Annotated in this window: 11 protein-coding genes; 6 read left to right on the plus strand and 5 right to left on the minus strand. The window is 65.7% G+C overall.

Going from position 1 to position 15149, the window contains the following annotated elements; genetic code table 11:
- Window positions 1-7: 7 nt before the first annotated feature.
- The 4 genes from gltX to AB3G45_RS09650 form a co-directional block, all read right to left on the minus strand.
- Window positions 8-1477 carry a glutamate--tRNA ligase gene (gene gltX / locus AB3G45_RS09635; protein ID WP_367830338.1) on the minus strand — a complete coding sequence of 490 codons (1470 nt, stop codon included), beginning with the start codon at window positions 1475-1477 and terminating at the stop codon, window positions 8-10.
- 174 nt (window positions 1478-1651) lie between these two features.
- The gene (locus tag AB3G45_RS09640; RefSeq protein WP_367830339.1) at window positions 1652-3424 is read right to left on the minus strand and encodes an SLC13 family permease; all 1773 of its coding nucleotides are present in this window, start codon (window positions 3422-3424) and stop codon (window positions 1652-1654) included.
- 294 nt (window positions 3425-3718) lie between these two features.
- Window positions 3719-4471: a TerC family protein gene (locus AB3G45_RS09645; protein WP_367830340.1), complete on the minus strand. Its 753-nt coding sequence runs from the start codon at window positions 4469-4471 to the stop codon at window positions 3719-3721.
- 138 nt (window positions 4472-4609) lie between these two features.
- Entirely contained in the window at window positions 4610-5269 is a 660-nt protein-coding gene (locus tag AB3G45_RS09650) for a TetR/AcrR family transcriptional regulator C-terminal domain-containing protein (RefSeq protein WP_367830341.1), read from the minus strand.
- Between the two features lie 145 nt (window positions 5270-5414).
- Here AB3G45_RS09650 and AB3G45_RS09655 point away from each other — a divergent pair, with 145 nt between their 5' ends.
- From AB3G45_RS09655 to xylA, 5 genes are all read left to right on the plus strand, one after another.
- Window positions 5415-6602 carry an HlyD family secretion protein gene (locus AB3G45_RS09655; protein WP_367830342.1) on the plus strand — a complete coding sequence of 396 codons (1188 nt, stop codon included), beginning with the start codon at window positions 5415-5417 and terminating at the stop codon, window positions 6600-6602.
- 61 nt (window positions 6603-6663) lie between these two features.
- On the plus strand, window positions 6664-8220 hold the full coding sequence (locus AB3G45_RS09660; RefSeq protein ID WP_367833548.1) for a DHA2 family efflux MFS transporter permease subunit: 1557 nt from the start codon (window positions 6664-6666) through the stop codon (window positions 8218-8220).
- A 189-nt stretch (window positions 8221-8409) separates the two neighbouring features.
- A complete protein-coding gene (locus AB3G45_RS09665; protein WP_367830343.1) occupies window positions 8410-9459 on the plus strand; it encodes a LacI family DNA-binding transcriptional regulator in 1050 nt (349 codons plus the stop codon).
- A gap of 9 nt (window positions 9460-9468) precedes the next feature.
- The gene (gene xylB, locus AB3G45_RS09670; protein WP_367830344.1) at window positions 9469-10923 is read left to right on the plus strand and encodes a xylulokinase; all 1455 of its coding nucleotides are present in this window, start codon (window positions 9469-9471) and stop codon (window positions 10921-10923) included.
- Window positions 10924-10950: 27 nt separating this feature from the next.
- Window positions 10951-12261, plus strand: coding sequence for a xylose isomerase (xylA, locus tag AB3G45_RS09675; RefSeq protein WP_367830345.1), 1311 nt, complete (start codon window positions 10951-10953; stop codon window positions 12259-12261).
- Between the two features lie 98 nt (window positions 12262-12359).
- Here xylA and AB3G45_RS09680 read toward each other — a convergent pair whose 3' ends face one another.
- Entirely contained in the window at window positions 12360-13391 is a 1032-nt protein-coding gene (locus tag AB3G45_RS09680; protein WP_367830346.1) for a LacI family DNA-binding transcriptional regulator, read from the minus strand.
- A 218-nt stretch (window positions 13392-13609) separates the two neighbouring features.
- On the opposite strand from AB3G45_RS09680, the gene AB3G45_RS09685 reads away from it, so the two are divergent.
- Window positions 13610-15136 carry a sugar ABC transporter ATP-binding protein gene (locus tag AB3G45_RS09685; RefSeq protein WP_367830347.1) on the plus strand — a complete coding sequence of 509 codons (1527 nt, stop codon included), beginning with the start codon at window positions 13610-13612 and terminating at the stop codon, window positions 15134-15136.
- The last annotated feature ends 13 nt before the right edge of the window (window positions 15137-15149 follow it).

Below are 15149 nucleotides of genomic sequence, written 5' to 3' on the forward strand. Positions count from 1 at the left end.
TGGTTCCTTACTTTCCACTGCCGGCCATCGAGGCGATCACCTGCGCGGCCATTTTCAGGCGCTGGCGCACGACGGAGCGGCCGAGGATGGCCATCGAATCGAAGAGCGGCAGCGAGCGCGACGAGCCGGAGACGGCGACGAAGAGCGGGGCGACGACGACCTTCAGCTTCTTGCCGAGCCTGTCGGCGCTTGCGCGCAGTTCCGCCTCGATGCTCTCGACGGTCCATTCCGGCATCTTTTCGAGGTCGGGCTGAACCTGGTTGAGGACTTCGAGGATTTCTTCAGGGGTTGATTTCACCTTGGCGAAGGCCTCCGGCGTCAGGCCGAGGTCGGACTTCAGGAGGAAGCCGGTGAGGTCGGGCAGCTCGCCGAGCTTGGAGATGCGCGACTGCGAGAGTTTCAGGCCCTGGCGGACGCGGTCGTTCTCCATCGCCCAGGAAAGCACGCGCTGGACGAATTCCTCTTCCGAAAGCTGCTCGCGCAGCCAGCGGCCGTTCAGCCAGTCGAGCTTCTGGATATCGAAGATCGCGCCGGCCTTGGAAAGGTTCTCCGGATCGAATTTCTCCGCGAGCTGATCCATGGTCAGGAGCTCTTCGCCCTCGGCGATCTGGATGAAGAACAGGCCGAGGAAGTTCATCAGCGCTTCCGGCAGGTAGCCGAGTGCCGAATAGTAGGAGATCGAGGTCGGGTTCTTGCGTTTCGACAGTTTCGACTTGTCGTGGTTGCGCATCAGCGACAGGTGCATGAAGACCGGCGGCTCGAGGCCGAGATACTGGTAGAGCAGGATGTGCTTGGGCACCGAGGCGAGCCATTCCTCGCCGCGCGCGACATGGGTGATCTTCATCAGGTGGTCGTCGACGACATTCGCCATGTGGTAGGTCGGCATGCCGTCGGCCTTGAGCAGGACCTGCATGTCGACGGCATCCCACGGGATTTCGACCGGACCGTAGACGCCGTCGACGAACTTGCAGGAGCCTTCGGTCGGGATCTTCATGCGCACGACATGCGGCTCGCCCGCTTCGACGCGCCGGGTCACTTCCTCGGCCGAAAGGTGCAGGCACAGGCCGTCATATTTCGGCGGCTTGCCGCTGGCGCGCTGCGCCTCGCGCATCTCCGCCAGCCGCTCGGGCGTGCAGAAACACTTGAAGCCGTGGCCGTTCGCGACGATCCTGTCGACGAAGGGACGGTAGATGTCCTTGCGGTCAGACTGGCGATAGGGACCGTAGGGGCCGCCGATATCCGGGCCTTCCGACCATTCGAGGCCGCACCATTTCAGCGCGTCCAGCACCTTCTGCTCGAATTCCGGCGTCGAGCGCGTGGCGTCCGTGTCCTCGATGCGCAGGATGAAGGTGCCGTTGTTCTTCTTGGCGAAGAGGTAGTTGAACAGCGCGATATAGGCGGTGCCGACATGCGGCTCGCCGGTCGGCGAGGGGGCGATGCGGACGCGAACGCCCGAGGCGGTTGCGGAAGTGCTCATGGTTTGGCCCGTCTTGACATGGTTTCACGCCCTCGGCCGGGATGCCGGCGGCGAAGGCGTCACTTTAGGGAGGGAGAGCCCGGTTTTGCGCCGGACATGCGGCAGGAAAGGGCTTTCCGTTGGGCTGGGTGAGACCATATTCAGCCCGGCGCGTCAAGAAAAAGTCAGCCGCGCCTAGTGCACCGGCCAGACGTAGAGCAGGGCCGGTACGCTGACCAGCACGATGAGGAAGGACAAGGGCAGGCCGACGCGCGGATAGTCGGCGAATTTGTAGCCGCCCGGGCCCATCACCAGCGTGTTGCACTGGTGCCCGACGGGAGTGAGGAAATCGCAGCCCGCACCGATCGCCACCGCCATCAGGAAGGCCTCTGGCCGGTAGCCGAGGGCGCCGGCGAAGCTCGCCGCGATCGGCGCCATGACGAGCACCGTCGCGGCATTGTTGAGGAAGGGCGTGATGGCCATGGCGGTCAAGAGGATGAGGGCGAGTGCGCCGAAGGGCGGCAGGTGCACGGCGACGTTACCCAGCCAGCCGGCAATGAGTTCGCTGGCGCCCGTCGTGCGCAGGCTGTCCGAGACGGGAATGAGACAGGCGAGCATGATGAGGATCGGCCCGTCGAGCGCCGTATAGGCCTCGCGCAGCGGCACGGCGCGGAAGAGCACCATGGCGACCGCGGCAGCGAAGAAGGCAGTGGCGACCGGCACGAAGCCGAGGGCGGTGGACGCCATCGCGGCGATGAGGATCAGGACGGGGATGATCGCCCGGCGGGGCGCGCCGAGCAGGATCTCGCGCTGGGCGAGGGGGAGCAGGCCGAGTTCCGGCAGGAGTGTCGGCAGCGTGCGATTGTTGCCCTGCAGCACGATCATGTCGCCGGGGCGAAGCCGCACTTCTGAGAGTTTCTCCCGCAGCCGCTCGCCCTGCCGGCTGACGGCGAGCAGGTTGATGCCGTAGGAATGAAACAGCGCGATGCTGCGCGCGGAAATGTCGATGAGCCGGGAATCGTTGCCGACGACGGCCTCGATGGCGCTGATTTCGCCCGCTTCGCCCCGCCCCGCGCGGATCGGCTTGCCGGACAGCGTGAGGCCGGCGGCGGAAACGACCTTGTCGAGCGCGCTCGCCTTGCCCTCCATCAGGATCGTGTCGCCTGCGGCAAGGCGCACGTCGGGCAGCGGGGAGAGATGGACATGGCCGCGGATGATGGCGGTGGAGATCACCTCGCCGTCGCCATGCTTCAAGACGTCGTTCAGCGACTTGCCGACCGAGGGTGAGCCCTCATCCACCGTGGCGTCGGAGGAATAGGCGGCGGCCTCCAGCGATTCCTCGATGCTGGCATTTCTGTTGGTGCGCTCGGGCACGAGGCGGTTGAAGAACAGCATGAACAGGATGCCGCAGACGGCGAGCAGCGCGCCGACCGGCGTGAAGTCGAACATGGTGAAGCTCTCGCCGGTGATCTCCTGGCGCAGCCGCGAGACGACGATGTTCGGCGAGGTGCCGATCTGCGTCATCAGGCCGCCGAGCAGGGCGGCGAAGGCCATGGGCATCAGGAATTTCGAGGCGGGCGTGCCGGATTTCTTGGCGAACTGGAAGGCGAGCGGCATCATGATGGCGAGCGCGCCGATGTTCTTGATGAAGGCCGACAGCACAGCCACCGAGACGAGCAGCAGCGCGAGTTGCGCGCGCCCGGAGGTGAGGTTCGGGAAGAAGCGCTTGACCACGAGGTTGACGATGCCGGAGCGGGCGACGGCCGCGCTCACCATCAGCGCGCTGCCGACGATGATGACGATGTCGTCGCTGAAGCCGGAAAAGGCCTTGTTGAAGGGTACTATGCCGAGTGCAAGCGCCAGGAGCAGCGAGCAACCGGCAACGAGGTCGTAGCGAAGCCGTCCCCAGATGAACGCCGCCATCATCAGAGCGATGACGACGAAGGCGAAGGTCTGCTCAAGGGTCATATCGTGGTCCGTACGCCGGGAGGATGCTCGGCAGGATTTGCGTGCGGGCCGACCGGTTCCCGCGGGCCCGCGCAAACCGGTTCCAAACTTTCGCGGAACAATCCATCCGCCGCAAGGTTTGCCAAGAGAAGGCGGGCCGTGTCAACCGGACGCGACGGAGATGGAGAACACGGGCGTTTTTCCGGTTTCTTCCCGTGGCCAACGAAACGGCAGTCGAGCTCCCCACCCGTCCGGCGCGTCTTCAGCAGGCTTCAAAAGCGAAACCGGCGGGATGACGATCCCGCCGGTCGCCTTTCAGTGTGTGCCCGAACCCCTGGCTTTCTGCCGCGCGTTGCGCGAGAACATGTTCAGCACCTCGACGAGGGCCGAGAAGGCCATGGCGGCATAGATGTAGCCTTTGGGCACATGCAGTCCCATGCCCTCGGCGATCAGCGTGGTGCCGATCATCAGCAGGAACGCCAGCGCCAGCATGACGATCGTCGGGTTCCTCTCGATGAAGTTGGCGAGCGGGGTCGCTGCCAGCAGCATGACCGTGACCGCGACGAGGACGGCGATCACCATGATCGGCAGGTGCGGCGTCATGCCGACGGCGGTGATGATGCTGTCAATGGAGAAGACGAGGTCGAGCAGCAGGATCTGGCCGATCGCCGCCGTAAAGCTGTTCGAGACCGCGCCGCCGACCATGTCTTCCTTGTGGTCGATGGGATCGACATTGTGGTGGATCTCCTTCGTCGCCTTCCAGACGAGGAAGAGGCCGCCGGCGATCAGGATCATGTCCTTCCAGGAGAAGCCGTGGCCGAAGGCCTCGAAGACCGGGGTGGTCAGCTGGACGATCCAGGCGATGGTGCCGAGCAGCGCAAGGCGCATGACGAGCGCAAGGCCGATGCCGATGCGGCGAGCCCGTTCGCGATGCTCGGCGGGCAGCTTGTTCGTCAGGATCGAGATGAAGATGAGGTTGTCGATGCCGAGAACCACCTCCATCACGATGAGTGTGACGAGGGCTATCCAGGCGGCCGGGTCTTGCACGAGCGCAAGAATGCTGTCCATCCGGTCTTCCTCTCCAGAATACGGGGTTGAGAATGGACTTCCGTATTTATGCAGAATTCGACCGCTGGCAAGCTGAGCGATTGCCGTTCGCGCCCATATCACGCTTTCGTCATCTGATGGGCGGCGGTTTCCCAGGCCTTAAGGCTTTGCGCCATAGGCGGCGAGGAAGACCCTTATGGCCGAGGCGACGTTCTGTTCGATCACGGTCTTCTGCGGCACGTCTTCCATCGAGCCGAAGATGCGGGGCTTGAAGAGGCCGACCGTGGTGAGTTCGATGAACTGCTTGGCCGCCTGGGCCGTGTCGTCCGCAACGACGATGCCGGCCGCCACCTGGCGGTCGAGATATTCCTGCAGCACCGAAACCGGGTTGATCGGCGTTGCGGAGAAGAAGCGGCTACAGAGTTTCGGCAGGCGGTGGTTGGCGGCGATCACCATGCGCATGGCGCGGATCGTCGGGTCCGCCGTCATGTGGGTGGCGAACAACACGCCGAATTCCATCAGCGTCTCGGCGATCGGCTTCCTGCCGTCGAGCACATGGCGCACCGTTTCGGTGATCCGCCGGCGCTCGCGCTCGATCATCGAGCCGAACAGGTCTTCCTTGTTCTCGAAATAAACGTAGATCGTGCCCTTGGAAACGCCGGCGGCGCGCGTGATGTCGTTCATGCTGGCGGCTTCGAGGCCCTCTTCCATGAACACGCGCTTGGCGCCGTCGAGGATCTGCTCGCGCTTGGCGGGGTCCTCGCCGGCGATGCGGCGCCCACTATGGGGGGCGACCGGCTTGTCTTCCGTCGTGTGCATCTCCGTTCCCGTGTTCGAAACCTAGTGTCAACTATTTCGAACCAAGCGGTTCGATTGGTACTTGATATGCGCGAGAAAGGAGTCTATGTCAAATCGAACCGAACGGTTCAGTTCGGAATTTTATCCCAGAGATGGTGGCAATCCCATGTCGACTTCCCATGGCGCCGGCACAGCGAAGGTTCGTCCGGTCAACGACGATTTCCAGGCTGAGACCGCCGAGGCGCGACCGGCGGAGGCCGCGCCCGCCGTTGCCCCGCCGCAGGAGAAGAAGGGCGGCCGGCGTCTTGCGCTGCCGATCCTCGCCGTCGCGCTCATCGCCGCTGGCGGGTGGTACGCCCACGAATGGTGGACGAACGGCCGTTTCATGATCTCGACGGACGACGCCTATATCGAGGGCGACATCGCCTCCATCTCCCCCAAGGTATCCGGCTATGTGGACGTGGTCAATGCCGTCGCCAACCAGAGGGTGAAGGCCGGTGATCCGCTCGTCACGCTCGACGACGGCGACTACCGGCTCGCCCGCGAGCAGGCCGAGGCGCAGATCGCGACGCAGAAGCTTTCGCTCGGCCGCATCGACGCGCAGATCGAAGGCGCCAGGGCGAGCCTTGCCCAGGCGGATGCCCAGAAGGCGGCCTATCAGGCCGCCCTCAGTGGCGCGGAAGTCGCCGAAAAGCGCGCCAAGGAACTGAACGCCAAGGCCGTCGGCACCACCGCCTCGCTCGACAGCGCCACCGTGGCGCTGGACCAGGCCAAGGCCAACCTCGTCGGCGCGGATGCCAATATCGTCGCCGCCAGGGCGGCGATCACCGTGCTCGAGGCGCAGCGCGCGGAGGCCGAGAGCCAGATCCGCACGCTCGAGCTTGCCCGCGACAAGGCGGTGCGCGACCTCGGCTTCACCGTGCTGAAGGCGCCCTATGACGGCGTCGTCGGCAACATTTCCGTGCAGGTCGGCGATCTCGTCTCGGCCGGCCAGCGCCTTGCCGCGCTCGTTCCGGTGAAGGACCTCTATATCGAGGCGAACTTCAAGGAAACGCAGATCGCCCGTCTCGTGCCGGGCTCGAAGGTGCATCTGCATGTCGATGCCTTTGAGGATGACGATATTGTCGGCATTGTGGATTCGATCGCGCCGGCCTCCGGCTCGGTCTTCTCGCTGCTGCCGGCGGAAAACGCCACGGGCAACTTCACCAAGGTCACGCAGCGCGTGCCGGTCCGCATCGCCATCCCGCAGGAGGTGCTGGACAGCGGCAAGCTGCGCGCCGGCCTCAGCGTCGTCGTCGACGTCGACAGCCGCACGGCGCCGGCCGGCACGGCGCTCGCCGCCAAGGCCGAGTAAGACCTCCAGCAAAGGAGCGCGGGCCATGGCCGCGACCGCTCAACCGGCAGCCGGCGCCCTGATGGCGGCGCCCGCGCAGGCCGACAAGGTTCCCGTCCGCCGCGTCGTCGCGTTCTTCGCGATGGTCTTCGGCATGTTCATGTCGATCCTCGACATCCAGATCGTCTCGGCCTCGCTGTCGGAGATCCAGGCCGGCCTCGGTGCGGGCGCCGACGAGATTGCCTGGGTGCAGACCTCCTACCTCATCGCCGAGGTCATCATGATCCCGCTGTCGGGCACGCTCGCGCGCATCGTCTCGACGCGCGTGCTCTTCGCCTTCTCGGCCGCCGGCTTCACCATGGCGAGCGCGCTTGCCGCGACCGCGACGAACATCGACCAGATGATCGTCTATCGTGCCATCCAGGGCTTCATCGGCGGCGGCATGATCCCCTCGGTCTTCGCGGCCGCCTTCACCATCTTCCCGCCCTCCAAGCGCAACATCGTCTCGCCGATGATCGGCCTCGTCGCAACGCTCGCGCCCACCATCGGACCGACGGTCGGCGGCTATCTCAGCCACGCCTTTTCCTGGCACTGGCTGTTCCTCGTCAACATCATCCCCGGCATCATCGTCACGGTTCTCACCTGGAACCTCATCGACTTCGACAAGCCGGAATTCAGCCTGATGAAGCGCTTCGACTGGTGGGGTCTCATCTCCATGGCGGTGTTCCTCGGCTCGCTCGAATACGTGCTGGAGGAGGGCAACAACAAGGAGTGGTTCAGCGACGAGCACATCGTTCTCGGCTCCGTCGCCGTGGTGGTCGGCGCGGCGGTGTTCTTCTGGCGCGCCTTCAAGGTGCCGTTCCCGGTGGTGGACCTGCGCGCCTTCGCCAACCGCAACTTCGCCTTCGGCTCGATCTTCTCCTTCACCATGGGCATCGGCCTCTACGGCCTCACCTATCTCTACCCGCTCTATCTCGCGCGCATCCGCGGCTATGATTCGCTGATGATCGGCGAAACCCTGTTCATTTCGGGCCTCGCCATGTTCTGCACCGCGCCGATCGCCGGCATGATGTCGTCGCGGCTCGATCCGCGCGTCATGATGATGATGGGTTTCGCCGGTTTCGCGCTCGGTACATGGTCGATGACGCAGCTGACCGCGGACTGGGATTTCTACGAACTGCTGGTGCCGCAGATCCTGCGCGGCGTGTCGCTGATGATCTGCATGGTGCCGATCAACAACGTGGCGCTCGGCACCCTGTCGCCCGACCGCATCCGCAATGCTTCCGGCCTGTTCAACCTGACGCGCAACCTCGGCGGCGCCGTGGGCCTGGCGGTCATCAACACGATCCTCACCCAGCGTTCCCAGGAACACTACCTGCGCCTTTCCGAGCATGTGCAGTGGGGCAATCCCGAAGCCGTCGAGCGCATGGGCAACATGGCCGCCAATTACAGCGCCCACGGCCTCGACGGGCCCGCCATCGCCGTCAAGCAGATGGTCGGCTTGGTGCAGCAGCAGGCCTATATCCTGTCCTTCATCGATGTCTTCGTGCTGCTGACCGGCCTTTTCGCGACGCTCATCGTCTGCGTCGTGGCGATCCGCAAGCCGCAGGGCGCGGTGCGGGGCGGCGGCGGGCACTGACCCCGCGTCACGGGCGATCCCGGTCCGCGCCTGACGCCGTTTTGCGCTGAACGTCGCGGCCCGAACACCCTCATCCCATGCCTCCCGAGAGGCGTCTTGCCGGCGGAAGGATCGGTGTCGGCCGCCCGTCGGAAATTTTTGATTTACGTACATCAGAAATTCCTCTATGGGTCTCGGCACGGAGGAGAGATGCGACCCACGGTTCACGATATTGCCGACAAGGCGGGCGTCAGCCTGGCGACCGTCGACCGCGTGCTGAACGACCGCCCGGGCGTTCGCGGCGTAACGCGTGCCAAGGTGGAGGCGGCGATCGCCGCGCTCGGCTATGTGCGCGACGTGGCGGCGGCGAACCTCGCCAAGAGCCGGGTCTATCCGCTCGTCTTCATCCTGCCGCAGGGCGACAATCCCTTCATGCGCGGACTGGAGGCGGAGGTGCGCCGCGCCGGCCTGCATTCGGCGAGCGAGCGCACCCGCCTTTCCGTCGTCACCGTGCCCGCCTTCGATGCCGGTGCGCTGGCGAAGGCCATCGACGGTGCCGTCGCCGAAAAGGTCGCCGGCATCGCCGCCGTCGCCGTGGATGCGCCGGAGGTTTCTGACGCCATCGGCCGGGCGCAGGCGGCCGGCATTCCCCTCGTCACGCTGGTCTCCGACCTTGCCGGTTCCGGGCGCGATCACTTCGTCGGCGTCGACAACATCGCCGCGGGCCGGACGGCCGGCAGCCTGATGGGGCGCTTCCTCGGCAGCCTGCCCGGCCCCGTCGCCGTTCTCGCCGGCTCGATGCGCGTTCGTGACCACCGCGAGCGCCTGGAGGGGTTTTGCGCCGCGATGGCGGACATGCCCGTCGCCCGCGCCATTCTGCCGGTGCTGGAAGGACAGGACGATCCCGCCCGCGCCCGCGCGCTGATCTCTGAATGCCTCGCTGCCGTGCCAGATCTCGCCGGCATCTACAGCCTCGGCGCTGGCAATCAGGGCCTCGTCGCGGCGCTTGCCGCCGAACACGCCAGGGACATGTGCGTGATCGCCCACGAATTGACCGCCCATACCCGCGCCGGGCTCGAAACCGGCGCCATCGACGCCGTGCTCAACCAGGATGCCGGCCACGAGGTGCGCAGCGCCATCCGCGTGCTGCGCGCCAAGGCGGACGGCCTGCCCGTCATCGCGGCGCAGGAGCGCATCCGTCTCGACATCTTCATCAAGGACAACCTCCCGGCCGGACCGGACGGGGATGACGGCAACTAGGAGAACGCCATGTATCTCGGGATCGACCTCGGCACGTCGAGCGTCAAGGCCATGCTGATCGACGCGGACCAGACGGTCGTCGGCTCGGCCTCCAGCACAGAGGTGGAGACCGCGCGGCCGCAGGCCGGCTGGTCGGAACAGGACCCGGCGGACTGGATCCGCGCGACGGAGGAGGCGATCGCCGGCCTTCGCGCCGCCCATCCCGTAGCGCTTGCCGCCGTCCGCGGCATCGGCCTTTCCGGCCACATGCACGGCGCGACCCTGCTCGATGCCGAAGACAGGATGCTGCGGCCCTGCATCATGTGGAACGACACGCGCAGCCACCGCGAGGCGGCGGCGCTCGATGCCGACCCGCGGTTCCGCAGGATCACCGGCAACATCGTCTTCCCCGGTTTCACCGCGCCGAAACTCGCCTGGGTGAAGAACAACGAGCCGGACATCTTCGCGAAGGTCCGCTGGGTGCTGCTGCCGAAGGATTTCCTGCGCGTCTGGCTTACCGGCGAGCATATGTCGGAAATGTCGGATTCGGCGGGTACGTCCTGGCTCGATACGGGCGCGCGCGCATGGTCGGGCGAGCTTCTCGCTGCGACCGGGCTCGAAGAGCGCCAGATGCCGGCGCTGGTGGAAGGCACGCAGGCTGCCGGCACCCTGCGGCCGGAGCTTGCCGTGCGATGGGGCCTCGGCGCCGGCGTCGTCGTTGCCGGCGGGGCGGGGGACAATGCGGCCTCGGCCTGCGGCATGGGCACGGTGCGCGAGGGGTCGGCCTTCGTCTCGCTCGGCACGTCGGGCGTGCTGTTTGCGGCCAATGGCAGCTACCTGCCGAACCCCGAAAGCGCCGTTCACGCCTTCTGCCACGCGCTGCCGGGCACCTGGCACCAGATGGGCGTCATCCTTTCGGCCACCGACGCGCTGAACTGGCATTCGCGCGTCACCGGCGCCTCCGCCGCCGATCTCACGCAGGAGCTTGGCGATGCGCTCAAGGCGCCGACGGGCGTCGCCTTCCTGCCCTATCTTTCGGGCGAGCGCACGCCGCACAACGACGCGGCGATCCGCGGTGCCTTCCTCGGGCTCGGCCATGAGAGCGGCCGGGTGGTGCTGACGCAGGCCGTGCTGGAGGGCGTATCCTTCGCCCTTCGCGACAATCTCGAAGCCCTGAAATCTGCCGGCACCAGCCTTTCGCGCGTCACGGCCATCGGCGGCGGCTCGCGCTCGCGCTACTGGCTGAAATCGATCGCCACCGCGCTGGGCCTGCCCGTCGACCTGCCGGCGGACGGCGATTTCGGCGCGGCTTTCGGCGCCGCCCGCCTCGGCCTCGTTGCCGCGACCGGGGCGGATCCCGTCGCGGTCTGCAGCGCGCCGGCCACGGCCGAAACCATCGAACCGGAGGCGGCCCTCACGGCCGCCTACGAGGACGCCTACCAGCGCTATCGCCGCCTCTACCCGGCGATCCGCGCCGCCTACTGATCAACGGACACACAAGAGGAGACATCCATGGCCACCGGCTTCTTCGGCGATATTGCCAAGATCAAGTATGAAGGTCCTGAGAGCACCAACCCGCTCGCCTTCCGCCACTACAATCCCGACGAGATCGTCGCGGGCAAGCGCATGGAGGATCACCTGCGCTTCGCCGTCGCCTATTGGCACACCTTCGTCTGGCCGGGCGGCGATCCCTTCGGAGGGCAGACCTTCGAACGCCCGTGGTTCGAGGACACGATGAAGGCCGCCAAGCTGAAGGCCGACGTCGCCTTCGAATTCTTCCAGCTCCTCGGCGTGCCCTTCTACTGCTTCCATGACGCGGACGTCAGGCCGGAAGGCAGGGACTTCGTCGAGAACACGAAGAACCTCAACGAGATCGTCGACTATTTCGCCGAGAAGCAGGCCGCGACGGGCGTCAAGCTGCTGTGGGGCACGGCCAACCTCTTCTCCAACCGCCGCTACATGGGCGGTGCGGCGACCAACCCCGATCCGGACGTCTTCGCCTTCGCCGCGGCGACGGTGAAGACCTGCATCGACGCCACGCACCTCCTCGGAGGTGACAACTACGTTCTGTGGGGCGGCCGCGAGGGTTACGAGACCCTGCTCAACACCAATATCGGCCAGGAGCTCGACCAGCTGGGGCGCTTCGTCAACATGGTCGTCGAATACAAGCACAAGATCGGCTTCAAGGGCGCCATCCTCATCGAGCCGAAGCCGCAGGAGCCGACCAAGCACCAGTACGATTTCGACGTCGCGACGGTCTACGGCTTCCTCAGGAAGTACGGCCTGGAAAACGAGGTGAAGGTCAATATCGAGCAGGGCCATGCGATCCTCGCCGGCCATTCCTTCGAGCACGAGCTGGCGCTTGCCAACGCGCTCGGCATCTTCGGCTCGATCGACATGAACCGCAACGACTACCAGTCCGGCTGGGACACCGACCAGTTCCCCAACAACGTGCCGGAAATGGCGCTTGCCTTCTACCAGGTGCTTTCCGGCGGCGGCTTCACCACCGGCGGCACGAACTTCGACGCCAAGCTGCGCCGCCAGTCGATCGACCCGGCGGATCTCCTGATCGGCCATATCGGCGGCATGGATTGCTGCGCGCGCGGCCTGAAGGCTGCGGTGAAGATGATCGAGGACAAGGCGCTGTCCGGCCCGCTCGCCGAGCGCTATGCCGGCTGGCAGACGCCGGAAGCGCAGAAGCTGCTTGCCGGCGGCTCCTCGCTGGAGGCGCTGGAAGCCCATGTGTTGAAGAACGGCGTCAACCCCCAGCCGCGCTCCGGCCGGCAGGAGCTGCTGGAAAACGTGGTCAACCGCTACGTTTGAACGGCGATTGCGATATCGGGAGAGGGCGCCGGACGGCGCCCTTTTTCGTTGCGGCCCTGGTAGGGATGAGGGCGTGCTTCGGACGCGGCAAGAAAGGGCTACCGCTTCAAGAACCGCCGCGCCGGCGCGGAGACCGAATTGCGCACGATGAGGTCCGGCCGAAGCAGGATTTCCGTTTCGGCCGGCTCGCTGTCGGAGAGCAGTTCGAAGAGCAGCGCCATGGCGCTCTTGCCGATGGCGGTGCGCGGCTGGCGGATGGTGGTGAGCGAGGGCGTCATGAAGCTCGCCTGCGGCACGTCGTCGAAGCCGGTGACGGAAAAGTCGGTCGGAATGTCGTAGCCGCGCGCGCCGAGGCCGATCATCACGCCGATCGCGGTCTGGTCGTTGACGCACATGAAGGCGCTCGGCAGCGTGTCGCGCATGAAGAGCTGTTCGAGCGCGAGGCGTCCGCTCTCGATCGTCCCGTCGCCCTCCAGGACGAGGCGCCCGCCGGCCGGCACGCCCGCGGCGTCGAGCCCGGCCTCGTAGCCCTGGCGGCGCCGGCTATAGGCGAGGCGCGTGCGCGAATCGCCGATGAAGGCGATGTTGCGGTGCCCCTCGGCGATGAGAAGGTCGACCGCCTTGCGTGCGCCCTCGATGTCGTCGACGCCGACATAGGGGATGCCGCCGTTATAGACCGGCTCGAAGACGCCGACGCTGGGCGGCAGGCGGGCGGTCATCGACTGGTGGCCGAAAGGCAGGATGCCCGTGAAGAGGATCAGCCCCGCCGCCTGGTTGGAATTCAGGAATTTCAGGTATTCGAGGCCGCGTTGCGGATCGTTCTGCGTATGGCCGATGAGAATGCCGTAGCCATGCGCGCGCGCCTCGTTTTCCAGGCCGACAAGGATGTTGGAAAAGTTCGGGTCGCCGATATCGGGCGCCACGACGAGGATCATGTTCGACCGGCCGAGGCGCAGGCTGCGTGCCATCGCATTGGTCGTATAACCGGTGATGGCGATCGCCTGGTTGACCTTCAGCCGCGTCGAGTTGGCCACCTTTTCCGGCGTGTGGATCGCCCGCGATACGGTCGCGATCGAGACCTGCGCGATCCGCGCGACATCCTCGATCGTGGCAGGGCTGGACGTCGACAAACTGGCTCTCACTCGGTACGGGCTATTCCGGCGGGGGGTGCGACGGTGCATCCGGAATTGCATTAACAAACGAAGTGCGGGGACACTACACAGACTGGACTGGGGGTCAAACGGCGCTTGGTGGAAATTCCCGATATCCAACGATGTAAACCTTTACATATTCGATGTAAAGGTTTACATCGTTCCTCAAGCGGTCGAGGAGCCGCAAGGAGGACATCATGAATCCGGACGCTGCCGACGGGGCTCCCGTCGTTCTCGCTACACGCCGCATCGCCAAGTCTTTCAATGGCGTGCAGGTGCTGTTCAGCGTCAATTTCGAGCTGCGTGCCGGCGAGATCCATGCACTGATGGGCGAGAACGGCGCCGGCAAGTCGACGCTCGTCAAGATCCTCTCCGGTTTCGAGCAGCCGACCTCCGGCGAGATTCTTCTCGACGGTCGGCCGGTCAGGCTGCCGCCGAACGGCCAGGCCGAGCAGCTCGGCATCGTCATCATCCACCAGGAGTTCAATCTCGCCGAACACCTGACCGTCACCGAGAGCCTGTTCCTCGGCCGGGAAGTGACGCGCTACGGCGTGCTCGACCGCAAGTTCATGCGCGCGGAAACGCGCCGCGTGCTCGACCAGCTCGGCTCCCATGTGGACGAGAATGCGCTGATCAGCTCGCTCTCCATCGCCGACAAGCAGATGGTGGAGATCGCGAAAGCCATCAGCCGCGATGCGCGCATCATCTTCATGGACGAGCCGACCGCCGTGCTCTCGCGCGAGGAGACCAATTACCTCTTCCGCCAGGTGCGCAAGCTGCGCGAGCAGGGCACCTCCTTCGTCTTCGTCTCCCACAAGCTGGACGAGGTGATGGAGCTGACCGACCGCGTCACCGTGCTGCGCGACGGGCAATGGGTGAAGACGGCGCCGACGAACATCCTTGACGGCGAATCGATCGCGCAGCTCATGGTCGGCCGCGAGCTTTCCAGCCTCTATCCGTCCAAGCAGGAGCCGAGCGTCGACGAGGAGGTGGCGCTCGCCGTGGCGGGCCTTTCGACGCCTTACGTCAAGGATGCGAGCTTCGAAGTCCGCAAGGGCGAGATCCTCGGCTTTTCCGGGTTGATCGGCTCCGGGCGTTCCGAGCTGATGGAGGCCGTGGCGGGGCTCCGCCCGCGCCTTTCCGGCGAGGTTTCGGTGCGCGGCGAGAGCGTGCCGGGCGGCGACGTGCATGCCGCCAACCGCGTCGGCATCGCCTACATGACCAAGGACCGCAAGCAAAAGGGCCTGCTCCTGAACTCCCGCATGACGGCGAACCTCACGCTGCAATCGCTGGAGAAGCACGGCAATTACGGTTATCTCAGCCCGAAGAGCGAGGCGGAGGCGCTGGAGCGCGCCCGCCGGCGCTTCGACATCCGTGTGCGCGACGGACGCGTCGTCGCCGGCCGCATGTCGGGCGGCAACCAGCAGAAGCTGCTGCTCGCCAAGGTCATGGAGACCGAGCCGGGCGTCATCATCATCGACGAGCCGACGCGCGGCATCGACGTCGGCACGAAGCAGCAGATCTACCATTTCATCTCGGCGCTCGCCCGCGACGGCAAGTCGATCATCGTCGTCTCTTCCGAGATGCCCGAGATCATCGGCCTGTGCACGCGCGTTGCCGTGATGCGGGAAGGGCGGATCGTCGGCATTCTCGAAGGCGAGGAAATCTCCGAGCAGGAGATCATGCGCTATTCGGCAGGATTGAAGAAGAAGACCGCCGCCTGAGCCTCGCGCCGGC

It is taken from the genome of Shinella sp. S4-D37 (genome assembly GCF_040812195.1).
GTDB lineage: Bacteria > Pseudomonadota > Alphaproteobacteria > Rhizobiales > Rhizobiaceae > Shinella.

Excerpts from the sequence above, each read along its gene's own strand:
- gltX (WP_367830338.1), bottom strand. The coding sequence starts at position 1,477 with ATGAGCACTTCCGCAACCGCCTCGGGCGTTCGCGTCCGCATCGCCCCC.
- AB3G45_RS09640 (WP_367830339.1), bottom strand. The coding sequence starts at position 3,424 with ATGACCCTTGAGCAGACCTTCGCCTTCGTCGTCATCGCTCTGATGATG.
- AB3G45_RS09645 (WP_367830340.1), bottom strand. The coding sequence starts at position 4,471 with ATGGACAGCATTCTTGCGCTCGTGCAAGACCCGGCCGCCTGGATAGCC.
- AB3G45_RS09650 (WP_367830341.1), bottom strand. The coding sequence starts at position 5,269 with ATGCACACGACGGAAGACAAGCCGGTCGCCCCCCATAGTGGGCGCCGC.
- AB3G45_RS09655 (WP_367830342.1), top strand. The coding sequence starts at position 5,415 with ATGTCGACTTCCCATGGCGCCGGCACAGCGAAGGTTCGTCCGGTCAAC.
- AB3G45_RS09660 (WP_367833548.1), top strand. The coding sequence starts at position 6,664 with ATGGCGGCGCCCGCGCAGGCCGACAAGGTTCCCGTCCGCCGCGTCGTC.
- AB3G45_RS09665 (WP_367830343.1), top strand. The coding sequence starts at position 8,410 with ATGCGACCCACGGTTCACGATATTGCCGACAAGGCGGGCGTCAGCCTG.
- xylB (WP_367830344.1), top strand. The coding sequence starts at position 9,469 with ATGTATCTCGGGATCGACCTCGGCACGTCGAGCGTCAAGGCCATGCTG.
- xylA (WP_367830345.1), top strand. The coding sequence starts at position 10,951 with ATGGCCACCGGCTTCTTCGGCGATATTGCCAAGATCAAGTATGAAGGT.
- AB3G45_RS09685 (WP_367830347.1), top strand. The coding sequence starts at position 13,610 with ATGAATCCGGACGCTGCCGACGGGGCTCCCGTCGTTCTCGCTACACGC.